Annotated in this window: 23 protein-coding genes; 11 read left to right on the forward strand and 12 right to left on the reverse strand. The window is 66.4% G+C overall.

From position 1 onward, the window contains the following. Positions 1–69: 69 nt before the first annotated feature. The 12 genes from AS594_RS07005 to AS594_RS07055 all read right to left on the reverse strand — a co-directional run bounded on the left by AS594_RS07005 (position 70) and on the right by AS594_RS07055 (position 4,227). Positions 70–429 carry a hypothetical protein gene (locus AS594_RS07005; protein ID WP_069934995.1) on the reverse strand — a complete coding sequence of 120 codons (360 nt, stop codon included), beginning with the start codon at positions 427–429 and terminating at the stop codon, positions 70–72. Next, the gene (locus tag AS594_RS07010; protein WP_069934996.1) at positions 426–773 is read right to left on the reverse strand and encodes a hypothetical protein; all 348 of its coding nucleotides are present in this window, start codon (positions 771–773) and stop codon (positions 426–428) included. The genes AS594_RS07005 and AS594_RS07010 overlap by 4 nt, the downstream gene beginning before the upstream one ends. Before the next feature lie 197 nt (positions 774–970). Then, complete coding sequence (locus AS594_RS07015; RefSeq protein ID WP_069934997.1) at positions 971–1,303, reverse strand: hypothetical protein; 333 nt, start codon at positions 1,301–1,303, stop codon at positions 971–973. Continuing rightward, a complete protein-coding gene (locus AS594_RS07020) occupies positions 1,300–1,572 on the reverse strand; it encodes a hypothetical protein (protein WP_141747156.1) in 273 nt (90 codons plus the stop codon). Before AS594_RS07020 ends, AS594_RS07015 begins: the two co-directional genes overlap by 4 nt. Positions 1,573–1,731: 159 nt before the next feature. After that, complete coding sequence (locus tag AS594_RS07025; RefSeq protein WP_069934999.1) at positions 1,732–1,938, reverse strand: hypothetical protein; 207 nt, start codon at positions 1,936–1,938, stop codon at positions 1,732–1,734. A 2-nt stretch (positions 1,939–1,940) separates the two neighbouring features. Continuing rightward, the gene (locus AS594_RS07030) at positions 1,941–2,177 is read right to left on the reverse strand and encodes a hypothetical protein (protein ID WP_069935000.1); all 237 of its coding nucleotides are present in this window, start codon (positions 2,175–2,177) and stop codon (positions 1,941–1,943) included. A 2-nt stretch (positions 2,178–2,179) separates the two neighbouring features. Continuing rightward, positions 2,180–2,344: a hypothetical protein gene (locus AS594_RS44515; RefSeq protein ID WP_167367992.1), complete on the reverse strand. Its 165-nt coding sequence runs from the start codon at positions 2,342–2,344 to the stop codon at positions 2,180–2,182. 2 nt (positions 2,345–2,346) lie between these two features. After that, the gene (locus tag AS594_RS07035) at positions 2,347–2,688 is read right to left on the reverse strand and encodes a hypothetical protein (protein ID WP_069935001.1); all 342 of its coding nucleotides are present in this window, start codon (positions 2,686–2,688) and stop codon (positions 2,347–2,349) included. A gap of 328 nt (positions 2,689–3,016) precedes the next feature. Beyond that, positions 3,017–3,334 (reverse strand): hypothetical protein, encoded by a 318-nt coding sequence (locus tag AS594_RS07040; RefSeq protein ID WP_069935002.1) that lies wholly within the window; start codon positions 3,332–3,334, stop codon positions 3,017–3,019. 123 nt (positions 3,335–3,457) lie between these two features. Beyond that, positions 3,458–3,709 carry a hypothetical protein gene (locus AS594_RS07045; RefSeq protein WP_069935003.1) on the reverse strand — a complete coding sequence of 84 codons (252 nt, stop codon included), beginning with the start codon at positions 3,707–3,709 and terminating at the stop codon, positions 3,458–3,460. Positions 3,710–3,711: 2 nt separating this feature from the next. Beyond that, positions 3,712–3,939, reverse strand: coding sequence for a hypothetical protein (locus AS594_RS07050; protein ID WP_069935004.1), 228 nt, complete (start codon positions 3,937–3,939; stop codon positions 3,712–3,714). A gap of 93 nt (positions 3,940–4,032) precedes the next feature. Beyond that, the gene (locus tag AS594_RS07055) at positions 4,033–4,227 is read right to left on the reverse strand and encodes a hypothetical protein (protein ID WP_069935005.1); all 195 of its coding nucleotides are present in this window, start codon (positions 4,225–4,227) and stop codon (positions 4,033–4,035) included. A 2,025-nt stretch (positions 4,228–6,252) separates the two neighbouring features. Here AS594_RS07055 and AS594_RS07060 point away from each other — a divergent pair. The 11 genes from AS594_RS07060 to AS594_RS07110 all read left to right on the forward strand — a co-directional run bounded on the left by AS594_RS07060 (position 6,253) and on the right by AS594_RS07110 (position 20,346). After that, positions 6,253–8,178 carry a phage terminase large subunit family protein gene (locus AS594_RS07060; RefSeq protein WP_069935006.1) on the forward strand — a complete coding sequence of 642 codons (1,926 nt, stop codon included), beginning with the start codon at positions 6,253–6,255 and terminating at the stop codon, positions 8,176–8,178. 11 nt (positions 8,179–8,189) lie between these two features. Beyond that, positions 8,190–8,936, forward strand: a complete 747-nt coding sequence (locus AS594_RS07065; protein WP_069935007.1) for a peptidoglycan recognition protein family protein — start codon at positions 8,190–8,192, stop codon at positions 8,934–8,936. 36 nt (positions 8,937–8,972) lie between these two features. After that, positions 8,973–10,799 (forward strand): hypothetical protein, encoded by a 1,827-nt coding sequence (locus tag AS594_RS07070; RefSeq protein WP_141747157.1) that lies wholly within the window; start codon positions 8,973–8,975, stop codon positions 10,797–10,799. Further along, a complete protein-coding gene (locus tag AS594_RS07075) occupies positions 10,796–11,029 on the forward strand; it encodes a hypothetical protein (RefSeq protein WP_069935009.1) in 234 nt (77 codons plus the stop codon). The genes AS594_RS07070 and AS594_RS07075 overlap by 4 nt, the downstream gene beginning before the upstream one ends. Before the next feature lie 5 nt (positions 11,030–11,034). Next, complete coding sequence (locus tag AS594_RS07080) at positions 11,035–11,256, forward strand: hypothetical protein (protein WP_167367993.1); 222 nt, start codon at positions 11,035–11,037, stop codon at positions 11,254–11,256. An 82-nt stretch (positions 11,257–11,338) separates the two neighbouring features. Continuing rightward, a complete protein-coding gene (locus AS594_RS44520) occupies positions 11,339–11,731 on the forward strand; it encodes a hypothetical protein (RefSeq protein ID WP_069935011.1) in 393 nt (130 codons plus the stop codon). Then, positions 11,731–11,919, forward strand: a complete 189-nt coding sequence (locus AS594_RS07090; RefSeq protein ID WP_069935012.1) for a hypothetical protein — start codon at positions 11,731–11,733, stop codon at positions 11,917–11,919. Before AS594_RS44520 ends, AS594_RS07090 begins: the two co-directional genes overlap by 1 nt. Further along, positions 11,919–16,868 (forward strand): hypothetical protein, encoded by a 4,950-nt coding sequence (locus AS594_RS07095; protein ID WP_069935013.1) that lies wholly within the window; start codon positions 11,919–11,921, stop codon positions 16,866–16,868. The genes AS594_RS07090 and AS594_RS07095 overlap by 1 nt, the downstream gene beginning before the upstream one ends. Continuing rightward, entirely contained in the window at positions 16,868–17,734 is an 867-nt protein-coding gene (locus AS594_RS07100; protein WP_069935014.1) for a hypothetical protein, read from the forward strand. The genes AS594_RS07095 and AS594_RS07100 overlap by 1 nt, the downstream gene beginning before the upstream one ends. Positions 17,735–17,737: 3 nt before the next feature. Further along, positions 17,738–19,030 carry a C40 family peptidase gene (locus tag AS594_RS07105; protein ID WP_079148693.1) on the forward strand — a complete coding sequence of 431 codons (1,293 nt, stop codon included), beginning with the start codon at positions 17,738–17,740 and terminating at the stop codon, positions 19,028–19,030. Next, positions 19,030–20,346 (forward strand): hypothetical protein, encoded by a 1,317-nt coding sequence (locus tag AS594_RS07110; RefSeq protein ID WP_069935016.1) that lies wholly within the window; start codon positions 19,030–19,032, stop codon positions 20,344–20,346. The genes AS594_RS07105 and AS594_RS07110 overlap by 1 nt, the downstream gene beginning before the upstream one ends. The last annotated feature ends 1 nt before the right edge of the window (position 20,347 follow it).

The following is a 20,347-nucleotide window of genomic DNA, read 5'->3' on the forward strand; positions in this document are numbered from 1 at the left end:
CTTCCTCTCCGGGATCTGGCCCAATGCCCGCCGGGGACGCGACACCCGGCGAGCAAAGGGAGTTGGTGATCAGCCGGTACCGCAGGCGCAGGTACCGCCCGGGGTGTTGCAGTCGGGGTGCGTACCGCACCCGCCCGGGGACAGACGCTCGGTGATCAGGTCACGCCAGAGCACGTTGAGCGTGGGGTAGTCGTCCTGATAGTCGTCGTCCGCGCGGAACCCGTGGTCGGTGTACGTAGACAGCGACAGGCCGACCTGGTTCATCCCAGTACGCCAGTCGTCAGCGCCGCTGAGCTGCGCCGTGACGCAGCACGTGCCGCTCTCGATGTCCAGGATGCTCAGGTCCAGCAGGCGCTCCCAGCCGGGCTTCTTCTCGTCCAGCAGAGCCGCGCCCTTGGCGACGCGTGCCGCGTAGTCGATGCCCGTCATGCCGACACCGCTTCCTTGGCCGTCAGCTCGGCCACGATGCGCTCCAGGTCGGCCAGCGTGTTGTCACCGCTGTAGAGCGTGTCGCTCTCGACCTCGGTCAGCTCCAGCAGCGTGTGCCCCTCGCTGCGGACGTCGATGAACGCCCCCGCGTCGTCGACCAGGACCGGGTACGACGGGCAGCAGTCGGGCCCGCAGTCGGACTCCTTCGTCAACATCGTCACGTTCGGCGCGTTCAGCCGCACGGTCCAGCCGAAGAAACACGCGCTGCACCGCATCTGGTCCCACTGCTCGGGGTTGGCCTTGATGTGCTCCAGCGTGCGCTGGAGCAGCTGTGCGTTTGCCATGCCACGACCTCTCTTTCGTCTCATGACCGGTGGCCCGTGCCACCACAAACCCGCGCGCTCTAACGACTGGAGAGGAAGCCGGAGCGCACGGGCATGTGGTTGCAGGGACGGGGGGAAGGGGCGAGCACCCCGCCCCTTGGGGAGGGGGACGGGGTGCTCTCATCCGACGCGGGGGGGATGCGTCGGGGCTTGTGGGGTCAGCGGGCGAAGGTACGCCAGTCCTCAGGTGCAGACCCGTACGCGTTGCCCTCGCGCTGGATCAGGTAATCCGGCGAGTAGATCGCTCCCTCTCCGGATTCATAGGGCACGGGCCGTACGAGCGGCGGGCGCTCATCGGCGCCGCCGATCGCGTTGCCCTGGGCCATGCGCACCACTCCGTACTCGTCCATGACCGCGTCATGGTGTTCCTGGCAGAAGTACAGGCCGGGCGCCTTGCGCTCGCCGCAGAACTCCATTCCAGGCATCCCGTACGCGATCTGGTAGCCGCAGATCTGGCCCTCGCGGGGCGGTTCGTCGTTCAGGATCTTCACGACTGCTCACCCCGCTCCGTGAACTCGTAAGCGCTGAACAGAGCGCCGGCGCGCTTGCCGGCCGTCCAGACGACAACCATGGGCCGCCCTTCGCGGTCCATGCCGTCCCACTGGTACATGCGGTTTTCGAGCTGAGCGGCGTACCGCAAGTCCGCCTGGTAGATCTCCGGTGAGACGACGTGGTCACGCCACGTGCACTCCCGAATGACCGGGTTGGTGAAGCGGATAACCGGGTCGGTGAAACCGAACATGTTGCTGCCCCTCTCCATGGGCAGTTGGTCACCACCAGTGATCAGCCGGTGGCGTGGTTCCTGCGGAACCAAGGGAGCGCCCGACCTCTCTTTCGGGCGCTCGATGGCTCTTACAGGTGGGACCGGGCACCCCTAGCGGGGTCTGGTGTCGGGATGCCCGGCGGCTTGGACCGACAGTCAGTCGGCGTCACTCACTCGCGTGACCCACTGACCGGCGGACCGGTCAGCCTCCACGCGCCCGCTCTTGCCTGTGATGGCGCTGTAGCCACGGTGACTGACGGGAATGGGGTCCTCGCCCACCTGACGCAACGCCTCCATGACGTGCGTCAGAAGGGCCCACAAGTGGGCCACGGTCGCGGCGTCCTTGTCTGCCGAATCCGCCATGCTCACTCACTCCCCAGCGGTACTTCGTAGGCGTACAGGGTGGCCGTGCCGAAGCGCGGCGCCGGAACCCACGTGACATGAAGCCGTTCGCCGTTGCGGTCTTCACCGGTCCAGCGGTAGGACGCTTCGCCCTTGTCGCGGTTGACCAGCATGTCCGCCGCGTACATGGCGGGACTGATCTGCATCTCGTACATCTGGCCCGTGCCATACCAGGTGCGCACGGTGATCCTGGTTTCCACGCTCACTCACCGTCCAGAGTGAGCCAGTAGCGGCCGTGGCCGACGTTGAGCACGGAGTCACCCGCACCGTCGTCCCACACGCACACCTGCTGCGTGTGGCCGTCCTCCTCCGCGCACTGCGGCGCGAAAGAGTAGAAAAAAAGTAGAAGCGCGATCAGGAAGCCCATGATCAGACCTCCGTGACGCCCGTAAGGGCTGCCAGGCGCTCGGCTGTGCGTGTCGCGGCAAGGTGCGTGTCCCGATCCGGGGTGCGCTGTGCCAGGCCCACCAGGGCCGTGCGGAGAGCGTCCGCGATGCGGTACGACATGTGCGTGATGCTGCCCTTGCTCATGTCCTGAGCGGCGCGCACCACCGTGTCCCATCCGAAGCCGGCGAAGCCGGGGATTGCGGGGGCGTAGTTGCGCGGGTCGATGCCCTGCTGCTTGAGCGCGTGTCGGTGAAGGTTCACGGCGTAGCGGATGCGGTCCGCTTCCGCGTTGCTCTGGCATTCAAAAGAAACGCTGTTGGGCATGGCTTTTCCTCTCCATGGAAGCCACGTCCCGGGTGATCTAGGCCCGGGTGCTCTGTCCGTAAGAGCACGGGCACGGCTCACGCGTGGTGAGCCGGCCCGGCGCTCCGGCGGTCAGTTCAGACGCTCCAGCCGCTGCCCGTGTTCGGGAACACCCTGGAGCCGTCATCCTCCGGAAAGAGGGGGTTGGATACCCCTTCGAGGGAAGCCGCGCAGTAACCGCACAGCCGCGTTTCCACGCCCCCTACTCCGCAAGTCGTCTCCGCCCGTCTGGCGGAGCAGTTCTCACAGCAGTCGTACGGGTCTCCGCACTGCTCGGGGTGGCTCACGCTCACCCCCCGAAGAGCGTCATGGCGTGACGCTCGCCGTGCAGGTACGAGCCGCATCCCTCGCACTGCGACGTGCTGTAGGTGTTGCGGTCGCAGTCACACTCTTCGTTGTCCGTCCACTCGCCAGTAGTGCGAACCTGGCAGTCCTCGGAGTGCTCTTCAGTGGCCATGCCCATGGCCACGTGGGCCGGCGCCTCAATGGCGCTCAGAGGCTCGTACCCTTCGTGGTTGCAGTCGTCGTGACAGCAGCCGCACTCGCCGTTGGCGTGGTGCATCATGCAGTTGGTGCACACCCAGATGGTGCCAAGGTTCTCGCTCATGGTGATCTCCCTCTCCTGAAGATCAACGCCGTTGGGTGATCAAGCCCGTTGGCGCGCTCTCATCCGTAAGAGCAAGGGGGCACCCCACCTGATCCGTGGGGTGCCCGATGCTGCGGCGGATGGTCAGTTGGTGAACGTCTCGCCCCGTACGGGCTCACCGTTGGCCCACGTGCCCGTGTTGTCGCTGCCTTGCGCATCGCTGCGCTGGCACTCGTACTCTCCTGCCGGGCGCCGGCCGGGCCAGGGACCCGTACCGGGCGGGTAGGGCGTGCATGCGGCGTCCAAGCACTCCCGGCAGAGCGTCCAGCCACCCTTGGCGGCCGTGGTGCTGACGTCAATGCAGTCGCGGCACGAGCAGGGGGTGTATTCGCTCATGGTCACTCGCCCCCGTCGCTACGCTCGCAGGCGAACTCATAGGCCAAGCGGGCTACCTGAGCGTGCGTCTTGGGCATGCCCGTACGCAGCTCCTCACGGTCGCAGACGTACACAGGACCGTTCTGGACGGTAACCGTCCAAGTGCCCTCGTAAGAGCGCCCCAGGGTGCCGCCACCGTCCTTGTCGACGCTGACAGGCCAACCGTAGATTGTCGTTTCGTACTCGCTCATGATTCACACCTCTCCGTGTGATCACAGGCTCTGCGTCTGCAAAACCAAGGGAGCAGCCGGCCTCTCTTCCGGCTGCTCGATGGCTCGACAGGGTCAGACGTTGTCGACGTACGTGAAGAGCGCAGCTTCCTGGGCGAACCCTGCGGCGCCGCCGGGGTAGTAGCAGCGCACGTACTCGATGGCCTGCTCTTCACTGACGCGGGCAGTGGCGGGCCGGTTGAGGCAGTCGGAAGCCCAGTCAATGGCTTCCGTCAGCAGCTCGCCCGTGAGGATGTTGGCGTTGTCCATGGTGATCCCTCTCCAAAGATCAATGACTCATCAAGCGGGCAGGGATGGACTTAGTCCCGTATCCGGCGGACGTCGCGAATGGCACGCTCAGCCACCGGTCTCAGGGGCACAGGCTCCACCCCTGCCCACATGACGAGTGACGGGCCGGTAAGGGCCCGCCATCGTCCGTTGTGTGTGCCCGTACAACGGGCGTTCGCGGCATCTAGGTTGTCGCGGTACCTCTCACCCTTTTTCAGGTCAGGGGAGGGAGCCTGTACGGCTCTGTGACCTATGCAGTCCCGTAGCGCCGGCCGGCGCTGTCTCTGCATCACCCGCTATCGGCTCTATCGCCTGAGACCTTCTCGGTCTTGGGGTGGCTCGCTGTTGAGTTCTCGTGCCGCACGGTCCGCAGTCGAAGCGATCACCGGCGGGTGTGAACGGCCCGTGAATCATGGCGCGTTCGTGTTGCTCAACTCCTCCCGGTTGCTCCCGTTTCCGGGGCTCCGTGGTGGAGTGATTAGAGACTGCGCCCTGACCACGTTCGTGGTCAAGTGGTTCTGAGGAAGTTTTTCCAAGATTCTTTTCGAACCCTGCTTGACCTGCACTTATGAGGGTTGCCTGAGTTGGGCACTTTCTTTCGTTGAGATCTAAAGCGACCACCACCGTGGTTGCGGTGGCGATCAGTCCGTGTGTGTTCGAGCGGTGGAGACGCACTCCGGGTGCGGCTGGATCGCACGGGGTGCGAAGGGGCGTATTCGCTGGTCAGGGGGCGTGCGCTGGGCATATGACATGACGTCACGTAATCGCACTGCGCCTGTGCGTGGTGCGCGTGGGGCGCATGGGGTCATACGCAGCGCACCGTGTGCGCGGGGCATGACCGCAGCACACCGATTGCGGAGCAACGCGGTGTGCATGTGACTGCCCTTGGAGGGCTCTTGGGATGGCCGGGCCTCACGAGCCCGGTGGTGGGGGTGCTGCGGCCCTCATGGGCCGGCGGGGACGCTCCCGCACACGCTGTGTGCGTGGCTGCGGTGGCGCCGCTCCCAGCCCCCTTGTGGGGGCTGAGGGAGCCTCGCGCGTACGTGTACGAGCTGCCGGCCATGGGCCGGCTGCTGTGCCCCCATGGGGCACTGCTCCCCCCTTCCGCCGTACACCCCCAAGGGGGTTGGCGGTGTGCATGGCGACGTGGTCAGGGCGTGAGCCCTGCCCTTGTCCACGCGTGTGCGTGCATGTGTGCACGCGCGTGAGCTGGTGGCCGTAGGCCACCCGCTGTGGCCCGTAGGGCCACTGCTATGGATGTGAGCCAGGCTCACATAGCTATGGGGAGCGGGGTGAGCGAGAGCTGTGTGAGGGGGGGGTGTCCCCCTCACCAGGTCGAGCGAGGCCCCCTGCTGGCCCCGTTGGGGCCCGCTCGCCCCTGTGGGGCGCGCTGTGTGCTGTCTTTGACCCCCGGGTGTTAAACCGGGGGCCGAGCTCGACCGATGGTCTCCGACCAGAGGTCGCTGCTAAAGCCCCTGGTATCAGCTGAGCCCTGTTGGGCTCCCATCTCCGGCGCGATTGTCCGCCACTTGGGGTGGCGTAGCGCTGGCGCTTTCCGCGGCCTTGGGGCCGCAGCTGGGGGCGCCCTGGCGGGCGCCAGCTGGGCGCGCGTGAGCGCGTGGGCAGGGAAGCCCCTGACAGGGAAGGACGCAGGGCATTACTCCTGGTCAGCGCGGCATGTGGAGTCAGGTCTTGTGTGTGTCCGCCACGGCGCTCCTGCCTTCGGACGCCTGCTCCTCGTGGTACGCCCAGTCGAATCTGGGCGTGATTGTGCGGCGCCCTCTAACGGCCTGCATCCGCTTTCAGCGCGGGTGACCGGGGAGCGTGCTCGACCCGGCAGGGCGAACTGTGCCTGAATTCCCAGGATTCCGCGCGCAGAATGGAACACGTTCTAGTTATCGAGCGCTTACGTGCCCTTTTGGAGAGTGATAGCAGAAAAACGCTAGCTGATGTACGGTCCCCGGCTGGTCGGTCCCCCTCGGGACCCCCCGAGTCGGGAGGTGGGGCGTGGTCAAGCTGATCCAGGGCGAACTGCCGCCCCTGAAGCCCCGGGACCGGCGCTCCTCCACCTTGTCCTCCAAGGACAAGAAGCAGACCATCCTGGCGACCGTCCGCATGGGCGGGACGATCGAGGACGGCTGCCGGCAGGCCGGCTGCTCGCGCAAGACGCACGAGTACTACCGCCGCTCGGACCCGGACTACCGGGACCTGATGGACCGGGCCCTCCAGGCGAAGATCGACCGCGCCGAGGGCAACCGGGCAGAGCTGCCCGACTTCCCGGACTTCTGCGAGAAGTACCTGAACACGCGGCTCTTCACGCACCACCTCCAGTGGTACGACCTGCTGGAGGCGAAGCCCCCGCGGAACCTGCACCCGCGTCAGCGCTTCGTGCAGGGCGACACCGACCAGATTGTGGTCAACACTCCCCCGGAGCACGCGAAGAGCACCACGCTGACGGTGAACTACGTGGTGTGGAGGATCTGCCAGGACCCCAACGTCCGCATCCTGTTGATCAGCAAGACGCAGGACATGGCCAAGAAGTTCTTGCTCTCCATCAAGGAGCGCTTGGCCGAGAGCGAGACGTACCTGGACCTCCAGCAGGCTTTCGGCCCGCCTGGCGGCTTCGCGGAGGGCTCCGCGTCCTGGACCTCGGACCGCATCTATGTTGCGGGCCGTACGGCCGGAGAGAAGGACCCCACCGTGCAAGCGGTGGGCATCGGGGGCCACATCTACGGCTCCCGCTGTGACTTGGCGATCATGGACGACACGATCGACCACACGAACCACCAGCAGTACGAATCGCAGATCGACTGGATTCAGAACCAGGTGGGCAGCCGTGTGGCCGACGCGGGCGGCCGGATGCTGCTCATCGGCACGCGCATGGAGTCGGTGGACCTGTACTCGGAGATCCTGAAGCCGCAGTACTACCTGGAGGGCCAGAGTCCCTGGACGTACCTGACCCAGCCCGCGGTCCTGGAGTACGCGGATGACCCCAAAGACTGGGTCACCCTGTGGCCGCAGACCAACCGGCCTCCGGTCACCATCGCGGCCAGGAAGCTCGTCCAGCAGGACGCCGCGGGCCTGTGGCCCATGTGGGACGGCCCGGCCCTCTCGCGCAAGCGCCGCAAGATGAGGGCGCGCAACTGGTCCTTGGTCTACATGCAGGACCAGGTGGCGGACGACGCGATCTTCAAAATGGAGGACGTCCAGGGCTGCATCGACCGGGCCCGCTACCCGGGCCGGCTGCACGACGGGCAGAGCGACCACCGCAAGTACGGCATGGACGGCCTTCAGGTCGTCGCCGGTCTTGACCCGGCCGCCGCGGGGTGTACCGCCATGGTCGTGGTCGGTCTCGACCGGCAGACGGGCATCCGCTGGGTGCTGGACGTGGTGAACAAGAGAGGGATGCCCCCGCACGAGATGCGCGCCGAGATCAAGCGCCTGACGGAGCGATACGGCATCTCGGAGTGGCGGATCGAGAAGAACGCGTACCAGGGCTCGATCGTCCAGGATGCCGCGATCCGCACATACCTCAATGCCCGCGGCTGTCTCATCACGCCGCACCAGACGGACAGCAAGAAGTGGGACTCGGACTTCGGCGTGGCCTCCATGGCCACCCTCTTCGAAGGCTGGTCCGAGGGGCGGAACCTGGTCCGTCTGCCGTCGCAGACGCAGAGCGAGAGCATGCGCGCCTTCGTGGAGCAGCTGTGCTCGTGGTTCCCGGAGACCAAGGGCCTGACGGACATCGTGATGGCCTGGTGGTTCACGGAGATCCGCTGCCGCGAGCTGATGATGACCGACTTCGGCGGCTGGCATCAGCAGGCGAGTGAGTTCGCCTCGGAGCGCGACCTGGCCGGCCAGAACGTGATTGACATCGACTTCGCTCTGCAACAGCAGGGCGCGGGGGCCTGGGACGGCTCCCTTCGCTGGTGAGGAGAACAGACGTGGCCAAGCCGCTGACGTACGCGCAGTACATCGGAGCCCTGAGAGGCGTCGGCCTGAAGGTCGTTGAGGTCCAGACCGACGGCAAGAGCCCGGCCCTCCACAACCGCAACCACATGGGTGACTGGGGCCCAGTACACGGCATCATGCTGCACCACACCGTGACCAAGGGCGCGGCGAACACGGTGGAGATCTGCCGCCGCGGCTATGCCGGCCTCCCCGGGCCGCTGTGCCAGGGCGTCATCACCAAGGACGGCGCCATTCACGTCGTTGGGTACGGCCGGGCGAATCACGCCGGCATGGGGGACGGCGACGTACTGCGCGCCGTCATCAACGAGACGACCCTCCCACTCGACAACCAGGCCAACACCGACGGCAACAAGCACTTCTACGGCTTCGAGTGCGAGAACCTCGGGGACGGCAAGGACCCTTGGACCAAGGCCCAGGTGGCGTCCATGGTCCTGGCTTCCGCGGCCATCTGCCGCGCGCACACCAAGCTGGACCCCGAGAACCCGTGGACCGCGAAGAGCGTGATCGCCCACGCGGAGTGGCAGCCGGGAAAGATCGACCCTCGCCCTCACGCGGGCGCCGACGTCTGGACGGACGTCCGTATGCCGGCCCTGCGGAGCCGCATCGGCTCGGAACTGAAGGTCACGCCCAAGCCGCCGACGCCTCCGGCGCCGGCTCCTGCGCTGACCTTGGAATCCCTCGCCAAGAGGGTCGCCGCCTTGGAAGCGAAGCTGAAGTAGTTCATTCGTCGTACAGTTCGCGCCCGGGAGGTGGTCATGGCGGACATTGAGCGGATATCACGCCGAGTGGAGGCCCTTCGTCGTGACAGCCACGAGCGCGACGCGCGGCATCAGACGATCTTTGACGCACGGGCGCAGAAGCTGGACAGCATCGCCCCGGGCTCGATGCCGGACGCGTGGCCGCGTCCCATCACGGCGAACGCCATCGACACGGCCGCGAGGCAGCTGGCGGAGAATTTGGCGCCGCTCCCGTCGATCAACTGCTCCTCTGGCGTGACGACGTCGAACCGGCAAAAGGCGTTCGTCGCCAAGAAGACGAAGATCGCGTACTCGTACGTCCTGGACAGCAACCTGAAGGCGAAGATGCCGCAGGGCTGCGACTGGTACCTGATGTACGGGTCCATGCCGATCTTGGTCGAGCCGGATTTCGAGCAGGGGCGCCCGCGCCTGCGGATCGACAACCCGCTGAAGAGCTACCCGCAGTTCGATCTGGCGGGTAAGTGCATCTCGTACACCAAGGTCTGGCGCGAGCCGGCTCGGCAGCTGGCGGCGAAGTTCCCCGAGCACGCTGACGCGATCCTCGGGCGGGACCAGTCATTCAGTCGACAGACCACGGGCGACACCGAGCTTGAGCTGGTCAAGTACTGCGACAAGGACCAGTACGTCCTCTACATGCCCGAGCGCTCGAACCTCGTGCTTATGGAGACGGAGAACCGCTTCGGCAAGGTCCCCGTCGCCGTGGCACAGAAGCCCAGCTGGGACGACCAGGACCGCGGTCAGTTCGATGACGTGGTCTGGCCGATGATGGCGAACAACCGCATGGCGATGCTCGGCCTTCAGGCCACACAGCAGACGGTCAGGGCGCCCTTGGCCATCCCGACCGACGTGCAGCGCATCCCCTTCGGGGACGATGCGGTGATCCGTACGAACAGCCCGGAGAAGATCCGGCGCGTGGGTACGGACATGCCGCAGGCCGCCTGGCAGCAGGGGGCCATGCTCCAGGCCGAGGTGATGCGCGGTACGCGTACGCCCGCCAGTGCTACCGGCGACGTGGACGCGTCGATCATCACGGGTCGAGGCGTGGACGCCCTCAACGGCGGCTATGACGTGCAGATCGCCACGGGTCAGCTGATGATCGGTGACGCGCTGGAGCGCGCCCTGGAACTGTGCTTCGAGATGGACGAGAAGTACTGGCCCGACTCGAAGAAGGTCGTCAGCGGCGTCATCAACGGCACGCCGTTCGAGGAGTCGTACACCCCGGCCAAGGACATCAAGGGCAACTACCGGGTGAGCGTGAGCTACGGCTTCGCCTCGGGGATGAACCCGAACCAAGCCTTGGTTTTCCTTCTCCAGCTCCGCGGCGACCAGCTGGTGCCGCGCGACTTCGTACAGCGCCAGCTGCCCATGGACGTCGATGTGGCGGACCTTCAGCGCCAGGTCGATATCGAGCAGGTCGAGGACGCCCTGAAGCAAGGGATCTTCTCCATGCTCAGCAGTGCCGGGATCATGGCCCAGCAGGGCATGGACCCCATGATCGTCTTGTCTCAGGCGGCCAGCATTATCGAGATGCGCGAAAAGGGCGTCCCGATGCACGAGGCCATCCTGAAGGCTTTCCAGCCGGAGCCCGCCGCGTCCCCCACGTCCGCGGCCGGCGCTCCGCCCGGCATCCCGGGAGCCAGCGAGGGCGGCCCCGGGATGCCGCCGGGCATGGACGCCGCATCCGGCATGCCGGGCGGTATCGCCCCGGGCCAGGCCCAGATGGGCCCCGGCGGCGCCCCTGACCTCATGTCCATGCTGGCCGGGCTCACAAGCTCCGGCCGCCCCTCAATGTCCACATCCGTCAAGCGTCAGGTACCGGCATGACCTGCAAGAGCTGCGGGCGCGAGCCCGAGAACGGCCGCCCCACGCACTGGCTCGGCTGCAAGGAGATCCCGTCAGGCGGTCGCCTGATGGAGCTCTTCGAGGAGCAGAACCACCTGTCACCCGAGACGTGCTGCGAGCACGGCGAGTGCACGAACCCCAAGCGTCCGCAGGGCAAGGGCCGTGCGCCCAAGTTCTGCGAGGACCACAGCGACCCGAAGAAGAGGAAGTGATCCAGATGTCCGACGGATTCGCGGGCGACCCGTTCCACGAGGGCGGTAGCCAGCCCATGGAGCACCTGAAGGGCGGCATGGAGCAGCCCCACACCCAGCAGCCCATGCAGGGCTCGAACGACACCAACAGCAACCAGCACGACTCGCCGGCCGCGGGGTGGAACACGACTTCGCTCGGTTCCAAGCCGTCTCCGACCGGCAGCAACGACGCTCGCAAGGCTCACTGAGCCATTCCATGAGGAGGAGTGAATGGCCAGCGGTGGATACCGTCAGCCCAGCTCCCCTGCCCCGGTCTCCGGGCCGGGGGCGATGAGTAAGCGCACGGACGGAGGCCCGGGTCAGCCCGTACGGGCCCCGTCTGGCGGTGCGTACGGCGAGCGCCAGAACCTGGAGCAGCTCCAGCAGTCGGCGCCGCTCTCGGCTACGCCCGGCGGCGACGTCGGCAGCCCGGAGGCCGTGGACGTCTCAGCGGGCGTCATCGGCTTCGACCAGGGCACGCAGTTGCCGGATGAGCCGGTCACGGCCGGCGCCGCCCTGGGCGAAGGCCCGGGGCTTGAGGCTCTGGGTCTGCCGGATGAGCCGACCGAGGACATGAGCAACCTGCTCAAGTACCTGCCCGTACTGGAGCACATGGCCAACCAGCCCGGCGCCTCAAAGGCGGGCCGCAATTTGGTGCGACGGCTCAAGGGAATGGCGACCTGATGGACTGGTTCACGGATCTTGGGAATTTCTCGGCGCTGATGCCCGATGCCCCCGCTCTCGCTTTCGACTTCGCCCTGAACGGGGCGAACCCCGACCTGGTCGGGTACGGCCTGGCGTACGGCCTTCAGTCGTCGTCCACGCCGATCGACGTGTACGCCCCCGACGAGCCGACCTTCTCGGAGGCGTGATGGGCTTCGGTGACTGGCTGCGGGACACCATCGACAGCACGGCCAACGCCATGAACGTCGTGAACCGCTACATCGACCCCTTCCATGTCGAGGCCGACTGGAAGGACGGCAAGAAGACCATCAACGAGGAGGAGTCCTACGAGGCGGGGAGAATCCTTGACCGCGCGGTGAGTGCACCCATCAGGGACAGCGTGGCCGAGGCCATGCACGGCATGAACTGGCTGTACGACAACGGCATCAGCCAACCGCTGAGTACGTTCTTCCTGGTCACGGGCAATCCGGACACCCCGATCAGCTCGGTGATCTCCGGGAGCGAGTGGGGCCGGGCGTGGCGCGCGGCTGAGCACATCAGCCCAGGGCAGGCATTCTTCATGTCCGGCCCTGAGGGCGGCCTGGGTGGCCCCTTCATGGGTGACGAGCAGGACAAGGTGGAGAAGGCGCTGGACGCGCCTCTCCAGTACGCGAAGCCCGCCCCCGCGGGCCTGCCGCCCGGCTTCGACGAGCTGGATGAGGACGAGCAGCAGGAGCTGCTGAAGAAGGCCGGCATGCCGGCCGTGGGCAACCGCTACGTGGAGAGGTTGCGCGGGGACAGCAACTACTTCAAGTACAGCACCGGGGCCGCGGACTTCGCCTTCCGCTGGTGGCTGGACCCCACGATCCTCGCGGGCAAGACCGCGTCTCTCGCGCGCACCGAAGCGGTGGTCAAGTCGCGCCCCCAGCGCACGATTGAGGGCAAGGCGGGCCGCCCCTGGGTGAAAGAGGCGGGGTGGAGCGGGGACGACATCAACCGCCTGATGGACGACAGTGTCATGGTCAAGGCGCAGCGCTTCCTGTTCGAGAACAAGGACAACCCGGCGCTGATCAACAACTTGAGCATGTTCAAGAAGTCGGCCATGGGCCCGCGCGCGGGCGGCATCATCTCGACCTTGAAGACGCCCGACGAGGTCAACCTGTTCATGCGAACGTCGCTGGGCGACGTGCAGGCCCGTGCGCGCCTGGAGTCCGAGAACGCCCTGGCGGCGCAGCGGCTCCAGCAGGACACCGCGCGCCTCGCCGCGCTGGATCTGGCCCTGCCGCGCGTCATCGCGCAGGGTAACCCGCGGGCTCAGGCGATGGTCCAGCAGCGCATCGACGATCTGCACACGCAGATCAACGCGAACGAAGACCTCGTCTCCCGGTACGGCGGGATGCTCGCCCACTACGGCGAGCTGGACGCGGTCAACCTGACCCGGTTTTCCTTCGGCCGGGCGGAGCGCCGTACGGGCGCGCAGGGTGCGTACCGCACCGGCCCTGCTATCGGGAGCACTGCCCGGCCGAGTCTTGCGGCGAGCCGGCTGTATGACGACTACTACGGGACCCCGCTGACGGTCGTGCGCTCCTTCAAGGAGGCGCACCCCAATGGGCTCATAGCGATCGACGATATCCACCCCGAAGCGGTCGACGAGCTGCGTGGGCAGATCGCCCGCATCCCCGCCATCGGGCCGGACATCCGGCAGGATCTGCTGAACCGGTACCTGACGACCAAGACCGAGGGCGAGCGCCTGGCGCACCTGGACGAGGTCCAGAGGCTGGGCGTCCAGGGTGTGGCGCAAAAGCACGGCCTCACCCACGACGAGGGCATGACCCTGTACCGGCAGTACAGGGACGAGATCACCAACGGCCAGGAGAAGCTGCGGCGCTACTCCGCCGCCCAGCACCCGGGCGAGAACATCCACGTGGATGAGTTCATGTCCGATGGCGGGAAGCTCGCAGTCCATCCCAACCTGGTGACGAAGCTGGCCAATAACCACGTGATGGTGGACCTGAAGGCGTTGGACACCACCCTTGCCCGGCACAGCAGCGCCATCAAGGCCCTGCGCACGTCCGGCGCCGGCAACCCGGACATGCTGATCAACGGGCTGGACTACTTCAACCACCTGTGGAAGTTCGGCACGCTCTTCCGCCTGGGCTACATCCCTCGCGTGCTCGGGGACGACCTGGCGGGCCAGATTGCCCGCGTGGGTGCGGCAGCGATGGCGATGCGCGCCGGATACGGCGCCAAGAACCTGGCCACGAATCTGGCGCACTGGAAGCCCAGAGCATTCCGTGAGGCCGAAGAGGCCACGGCCCGTGAGGGCCTGAAGTACGTGGACGATGAGATCAAGCTCATCGCTCCGCAGGCGAACCTGCTCCGGACCAAGGTGCAGACCCGCGAGCTGATCCACAAGGACGCCGTGCGCAGGGCGCGCGACCGCGCCCGCCGGGCGACCAACAAATTGAACGCTCTCCCCCCGACGGCCACGGCGGCGCAGATCGCAGCCCATCAGGCGCTGGTGGCGAAGCACCAGGCTCAGGTTCTCCGCGCTGAGAACACCATGCAGACCCGCCTTGCTGGACCAAAGGCGCAGCTCCAGACCCTGGACGACCAGTTGGCGGAGCTGGGCGGCCGAAGGGCAGAGTCTCTCTCCGCGGCAGAAGCTGCCAAGCTTGCGCGGCTGAGGGGGTGGCACCAGTCCTCTCAGCTGCACGGGGAGATCGAGGTGGCGCCTGGGACCGTGGTCCCTGCGGCTTTCGCCGGCGAGCGCGGCGAGTATTACCAGAAGATGATCAGCTCGGACGACTCCTTGCGTACGCTGCTCCAGCGGAACAAGCAGATCGTCCACTCCAACCTCCAGAAGAGCTACAGCAGCTCCGGCGTGGCGATCAGCTACCCGCAATCCGAGAAGCTCTTCGTCGATTCCTGGCACCAGGCGATCAACCACCAGATCCTCCAGGACCCCTTGGGCCACCTGGCCGTCAAGGGCGCGTCGATCAGCGACATGACGCACTGGCTGACGCGCACGCCCGCCGGCCGGGCGTACCGCAAGCGCCTGGGCGTGAAGTACAGCACCCCGGACCGCATCGCGGCCTCGGTGTGGCATGAGGTCGACGAGTACATGCCCGCGGCTTCAGGCGTCCGCCAGGCGGCCCTGAAGGGCGAGGCGGACCTGGACTACCTGACGGCCCTTGCCGAGACCGGGCAGAGGCCCTTCCAGGTCCACACGACACAGCTGGGCGAGTCCCTCGCCGGCTCGAACCACATGAGCCGCGGCCTGGATCGCGTAATCGACAAGTGGTACAAGGGTGCGGCCTCCATCCCGGCTGACCGCATGTCCAGGCACCCGCTCTTCAATCAGCTCTACGAGGGCCACGCCCGCACCCTGGCGTCCCAGGAGATGAAGCAGGGCGCGAAGATCTCGCAGAAGGATGCGGATCGCATCGCGGAGACGGCCCGGCGGCTCGCACTGAAAGACACCAGGAAGCTGGTGTTCGACATTGCGCACCGCAGCGACGCCGCGGCGATGCTGCGCTTCGTGTCGCCGTTCTTCGCTGCCACCACAGAGGCGTGGCAGCGGTGGGCGCGCATCATCGCGGACCGCCCCCAGGTGGTCGGGTACGCCTCCATGTTCTTCAACGCGCCGATCAGCGCGGGGTGGATGCAGGACAACGACGGCAACACGCTGCTGAGGGACGGCACGGTCCTTGACCCGGTAACGGGCAAGAAGCGCTTTGTCCCCAAGGGCGAGCGTCGGATCATGGCCCGCATACCGAAGTTCGTCGCGGACGGCCCCCTGGGCAAGGCGTTCGGCATGGACTCCAGTGGTAACTGGAGCATCAGCCAGGACAGCATGAACCTGATCACCCAGGGTGACCCATGGTTCAACCCGGGCGTGGGTCCGGTGGTCAGCATCCCGACGAGCCTCTTCGTCAAGGACAAGCCCGACCAGGCGGAGTTGGCCCGCCACCTGGGCGTTCTGCCCTTCGGCCCCTCTACGGGTGGCCTGGGCCGCACGACGTACGAGATGAGCGCCCCGCAGACCATCAAGAACTTCCTGACCGCGTTCGACACGTCGGACGAGCGCTACCAGCGGGTGAAGCTCCAGATCATGCAGAAGGCTGCGTACGAACACGCGAATCGCGGCAAGCCGATGCCGTCCGCGAAAGAAATCGCAAACATGACGCGTAGGTACTGGACATGGTCGGCCGTCACCGCCTTCGTGCAGCCCTTCGCCACGGCCAAGCCGGACGAGTATCAACTCTTCCGGGATCAGTACAACAACCTGCGACGAAAGGACCCGCTCAAGGCGGACGAGGAGTTTCTGGCACGCTACGACGAGTCCTTCTTCACCTTCGCCCAGGCGACCACGGACAACCCGGGCGGCGTGCCCGCCACCAAGCGGGCCGTGGAGCTGTCCAAGAAGTACGCGGCAGAGATCGCGGCGAACCCTGAGCTGGCAGCCCTGCTCATCGGCCCCGAGGGCCGTGGGCCCTTCAGCCCGGAGGCGTACGCCTACCAGCTCTCCACTCCGCTGGTCCCCGGCGGTGCGGAGATGCAGCGCACGAAGATCAGCGCCGAAGAGGCGATGGAGGAGAACCAGCGCCGTCTCGGCTGGGCGAAGTACAGCCAGATGATGAACACCATCACGGCGGAGATGCACCAGGCGGGCTACCAGTCCTTCGCGGACAAGGGCGCCGAGCAGTTCAAGGAGATGCGCGGCTCCGTTGCGCGGCTGTACGGAGACCCGCTGCTCCCGGACGGGAGCGAGAACCCGTACTACAACGCCGAGTGGAGCGAGGACTTCTACACCTTCGACGTGCGGAAGTACGACCGCCTGATCCCCGGCCTTACGGCCGTGGCGCACTCGGACATCGCCAAGCAGCCGAACCGCAGTGACCTGCGCTCGCTCCAGACCTACCTGGCCGGCCGCCAGGCCCTGAACGGCGCCCTGGCAGACCGCGCCAAGGCGGGCCTGCCCAAGATGCTGGGAGCCAAGGGAAACCTGGACCTGGCGCAGCTGTGGACCCGCTTCGTTGATGACCTGGTGGAGAAGGACACCCGCTTCGGGGAGCTGCACAACCGCTACCTGTCCCGGGATATGGGCCTGGATCTGTCCGGGCTCGAAGACCTCATGAACGAGGAGGCGGCCTGATGCCGCTGATAGGCAAGAAGCCCGCACCCGGCGAGTTCGACGCCCTGAAGGCGTACTTCGGCGGATCGAATGGCGGTTCAACCGGAGACGGGTCGGTCTACATGGGCCAGATTCCTGCCGTTGTCGGCAGGAATACAAAGCACCTCTCCCCGGCCGCGGAAGCCAGACTGTCCCGCCAGAAGAAGGATCTGTTCGTCTCCACGGACGAGGCGCTGGCGGACTTCTACAACTGGAACACCAAGAAGCAGACGGACTTCCTGGCTCAGGGCATCATCGGCGGCCAGCTGAAGCTCGGGGACGGCCCGCTGGAGGCCGGCAAGCTGTGGGCCAAGCTGGTCAAGGAAGCGGCCCTGTACGGGGCCGCCGGCAAGAAGGTCCGTCCGCTGGACCTGATGGCCGCGTACGTATCCGCCGCGGGCGGCACGGGTGAGCGCTGGGTCAGGCAGGGCGACTTCGAGGTCAACTCAGTGACCGGCGAGCGCCGGTACGTGGGCCCCCGGTTCAAGACCCAGACGGACACCCGCGTGGACCTCACAGACCCGGACACCGCCCGCGCCATCGCCACCAAGCTCTTCCAGGACATGATGGGCCGCGACCCCGGAGCGGGCGAGCTGGGGGGCTTCGCCAAAGCCCTGCACAGCGCGGAGGCGCAGTCCCCGGTGACACAGGTCTCCACGACCGAGTTCGACATGAGCACGGGCGAGCCCTTGGGCACGAAGACCAATTCGTCCGGCGGCATGACCGCCGAGGGCCGCGCGTACATCGGTGAGCAGCAGATCAAGAAGAAAAAAGAATATGGCGCGCTCCAGGCCGTCACCACGTACCAAGGAGCCCTGGAGGATCTGATCTACGGGGCGCCGGAGTAAGCCATGGCAGCTCGTGGAGAAGACTTGGTCAAGGCGGCCCGGGGTTACCTGGGCACGCCGTACGTCTGGGGCGGCACCAGCCCGGGGGGCTTCGACTGCTCCGGGCTAATCCAGTACGTGTACGGCAAGGCGGGTATCCAGCTGCCTCGCGTCACGTACGAGCAGATCAACGTGGGCCACAGCGTTCAGCCCAACAAGCTGCGCCCCGGTGACCTGGTCTTCTTCGACACGGACCGCAAGCGGACGGGTCCGGACCACGTGGGCATCTACATGGGCGGTGGGAAGTTCATTCACGCCCCCCGCCCTGGGTCGGCGGTGAAGATCAGCTCCCTGGCTGACAGCTACTACATGGACCGGTGGATGGCGGGCCGCCGGATACCCGGCGTGGCCGCTGACGCGTCCTCCGGAGGCGGGTACGCCGAAGAAGTCGCCCCGCGGCTGGACGCTCACGAGCTGGCCGAGACGTACGGCATGTCGTACGCCTTCTTCAAGTCCCAGCCCAGCCTCATGAAGCTGCTGAACGGCGCCGTAGCCGGTCAGTGGACCCCAGAGAAGTTCAGCGCCGAGGTCAAGAACAGCAGCTGGTGGAAGAAGAACTCGGACACCGTGCGTCAGGCACAGCTGCTCTCCAAGACGGACCCCGCGACGTACAAGGCCACCATGGAGGGCGCCCGGGTCTCTGCCCGGCAGATGGCCGTGGAGATGGGCGCCATCCTCTCTCAGAAGAAGACGGACGAGCTGGCCAGGAACATGGTCCATTTGGGCTGGCAACAGGCCCAGGTGCAGAACTTCCTGGGGCAGTACGTCAAGTTCTCCAAGGACCACACCCTGGGTGGCGTCGCCGGCCAGGCGGCCAAAGCGATCAAGGCCGAGGCATACAACCTCGGAGTCTCCGTCACCGAGCAGTCCATCCTGAACAACGCGCAATATCTGGTGCGCGGGCTGACGACCATGGAGAAAATCCAGGGCTCGATGCGCGAGCAGGCGGCCGGGCTCTACCCGGCCTTCGGGGAGCAGATCATGGCGGGCGCGAGCATGAATGAGCTGGCGCAGCCGTACGTCCAGGTGTTGGCGGAAGAGCTTCAGATCCCGCACACAGACGTCAATGTCTTCACGCCGAAGATCAAGGCGGCCATCAACAGGGTGGACGCCAAGGGGCAGCCGGCCCCCATGGGGCTGAGTGAGTTCACGGACATGGTGCGCAACGACCCGTCCTGGCGGAAGACGTCCGCCGCGGCGGACAAGACCCTGAACATCGGCCGTCAGGTCCTGAGTGACATGGGGTTGGGCTTCTGATGAACTTCGAAAGCTTCCTCTGGAGCCTGACCCAGCAGGAGTCCGGCGGCAACTACGGCGCGGTCGGCGTCTGGGTCAACGGTGACCGGGCGTACGGCCGGTACCAGGTCATGGGCGCCAACATCCCGTCCTGGACGCGCCAGTACTACGGGCGCACGCTCACGCCCCAGCAGTACCTGAACAGCCGTGAGGCGCAGGACGCGGTAGTCCGCGGCCGGCTCCAGTCGTACGTCAACAAGTACGGCTACCGCGGCGCCGCAAGCGCCTGGTACTCGGGCAACGCCTCCCTGCACATGTCCACCCGCTCCCAGCCCGGTGGCCCGTCCATCAAGGGCTACGTGGACAGCATCATGAACCGTGCCAACAGCTACACGGGGTCTGGACTGGGAGGAGGTGCGAGCGGGGGCGGAGGCGGTGGGTACACCGCGGGCGCCCCCGTCCAGGTGAAGCTGGACCGTCGTGAGCTGGCCGAGCGGTACGGCCTGTCCTCCGCCCTCATCAACAGCTCCAAGGAGCTGAGCGGCCTGTTCAACAAGGCCGTGGCGGGGTCCTGGAGCGCCACGCGCTTCCAGGCGGAGCTGAAGAACTCCAAGTGGTGGAGGTCCCAGTCCTCCACCCTGCGCAAGTACCTGACCACCAGGGCGACCGACCCGGCAACGCACAAGCAGCGCTGGGCCAACGCCCAGAAGGCCGTTAACCAGCTGGCCGTCTCCGTCGGCCTGGGCAATCAGATCAACGGCAAGGCCAGGTCGTCCAAGCTCCTGCGGGACGGCATCTACAACAAGCTGGCCCTGGGCTGGTCCGACGCGAGACTGAAGGACTGGTTCGGCGCCCGTGCGCAGACGCACGGCAACATCATGTGGGGCGAAGCCGGGGATGCCTGGGACAAGCTCCATGAGGTCGCGTACCTCAACGGGATGAAGTACAGCGCCGGCTGGTACAAGAAGAGCGCCGTGGACGTGGTCTCGGGCAAGGGCACGCTGGGCACGTACGAGGACGAGATTCGCAGGGCCGCCGCGGCCAAGTACAAGGCGTTCGCGCCGCAGATCATGGCAGGGCAGAACGCCATGGACTTGGCAGCGCCGTACATCAAGGCGGCGTCGACGCTCCTGGAGCTGCCTGAGACCGATGTGGATCTCTTCAACAAGCACATCTACAGCGCGATGGCCGGCGGTAAGGCCGGCAGCCAGTTTCCGTTGTGGGATTTCGAGAACCAGATCAGGAATGACCCGGCGTGGAGGAAGACCAACAACGCCCGGGAAAGCATGATGACGGTCGCCCGCCAGGTGGCCAAGGACTTTGGGATGGCGTACTGAC

Source organism: Streptomyces agglomeratus (assembly GCF_001746415.1).
Lineage (GTDB): Bacteria > Actinomycetota > Actinomycetes > Streptomycetales > Streptomycetaceae > Streptomyces > Streptomyces agglomeratus.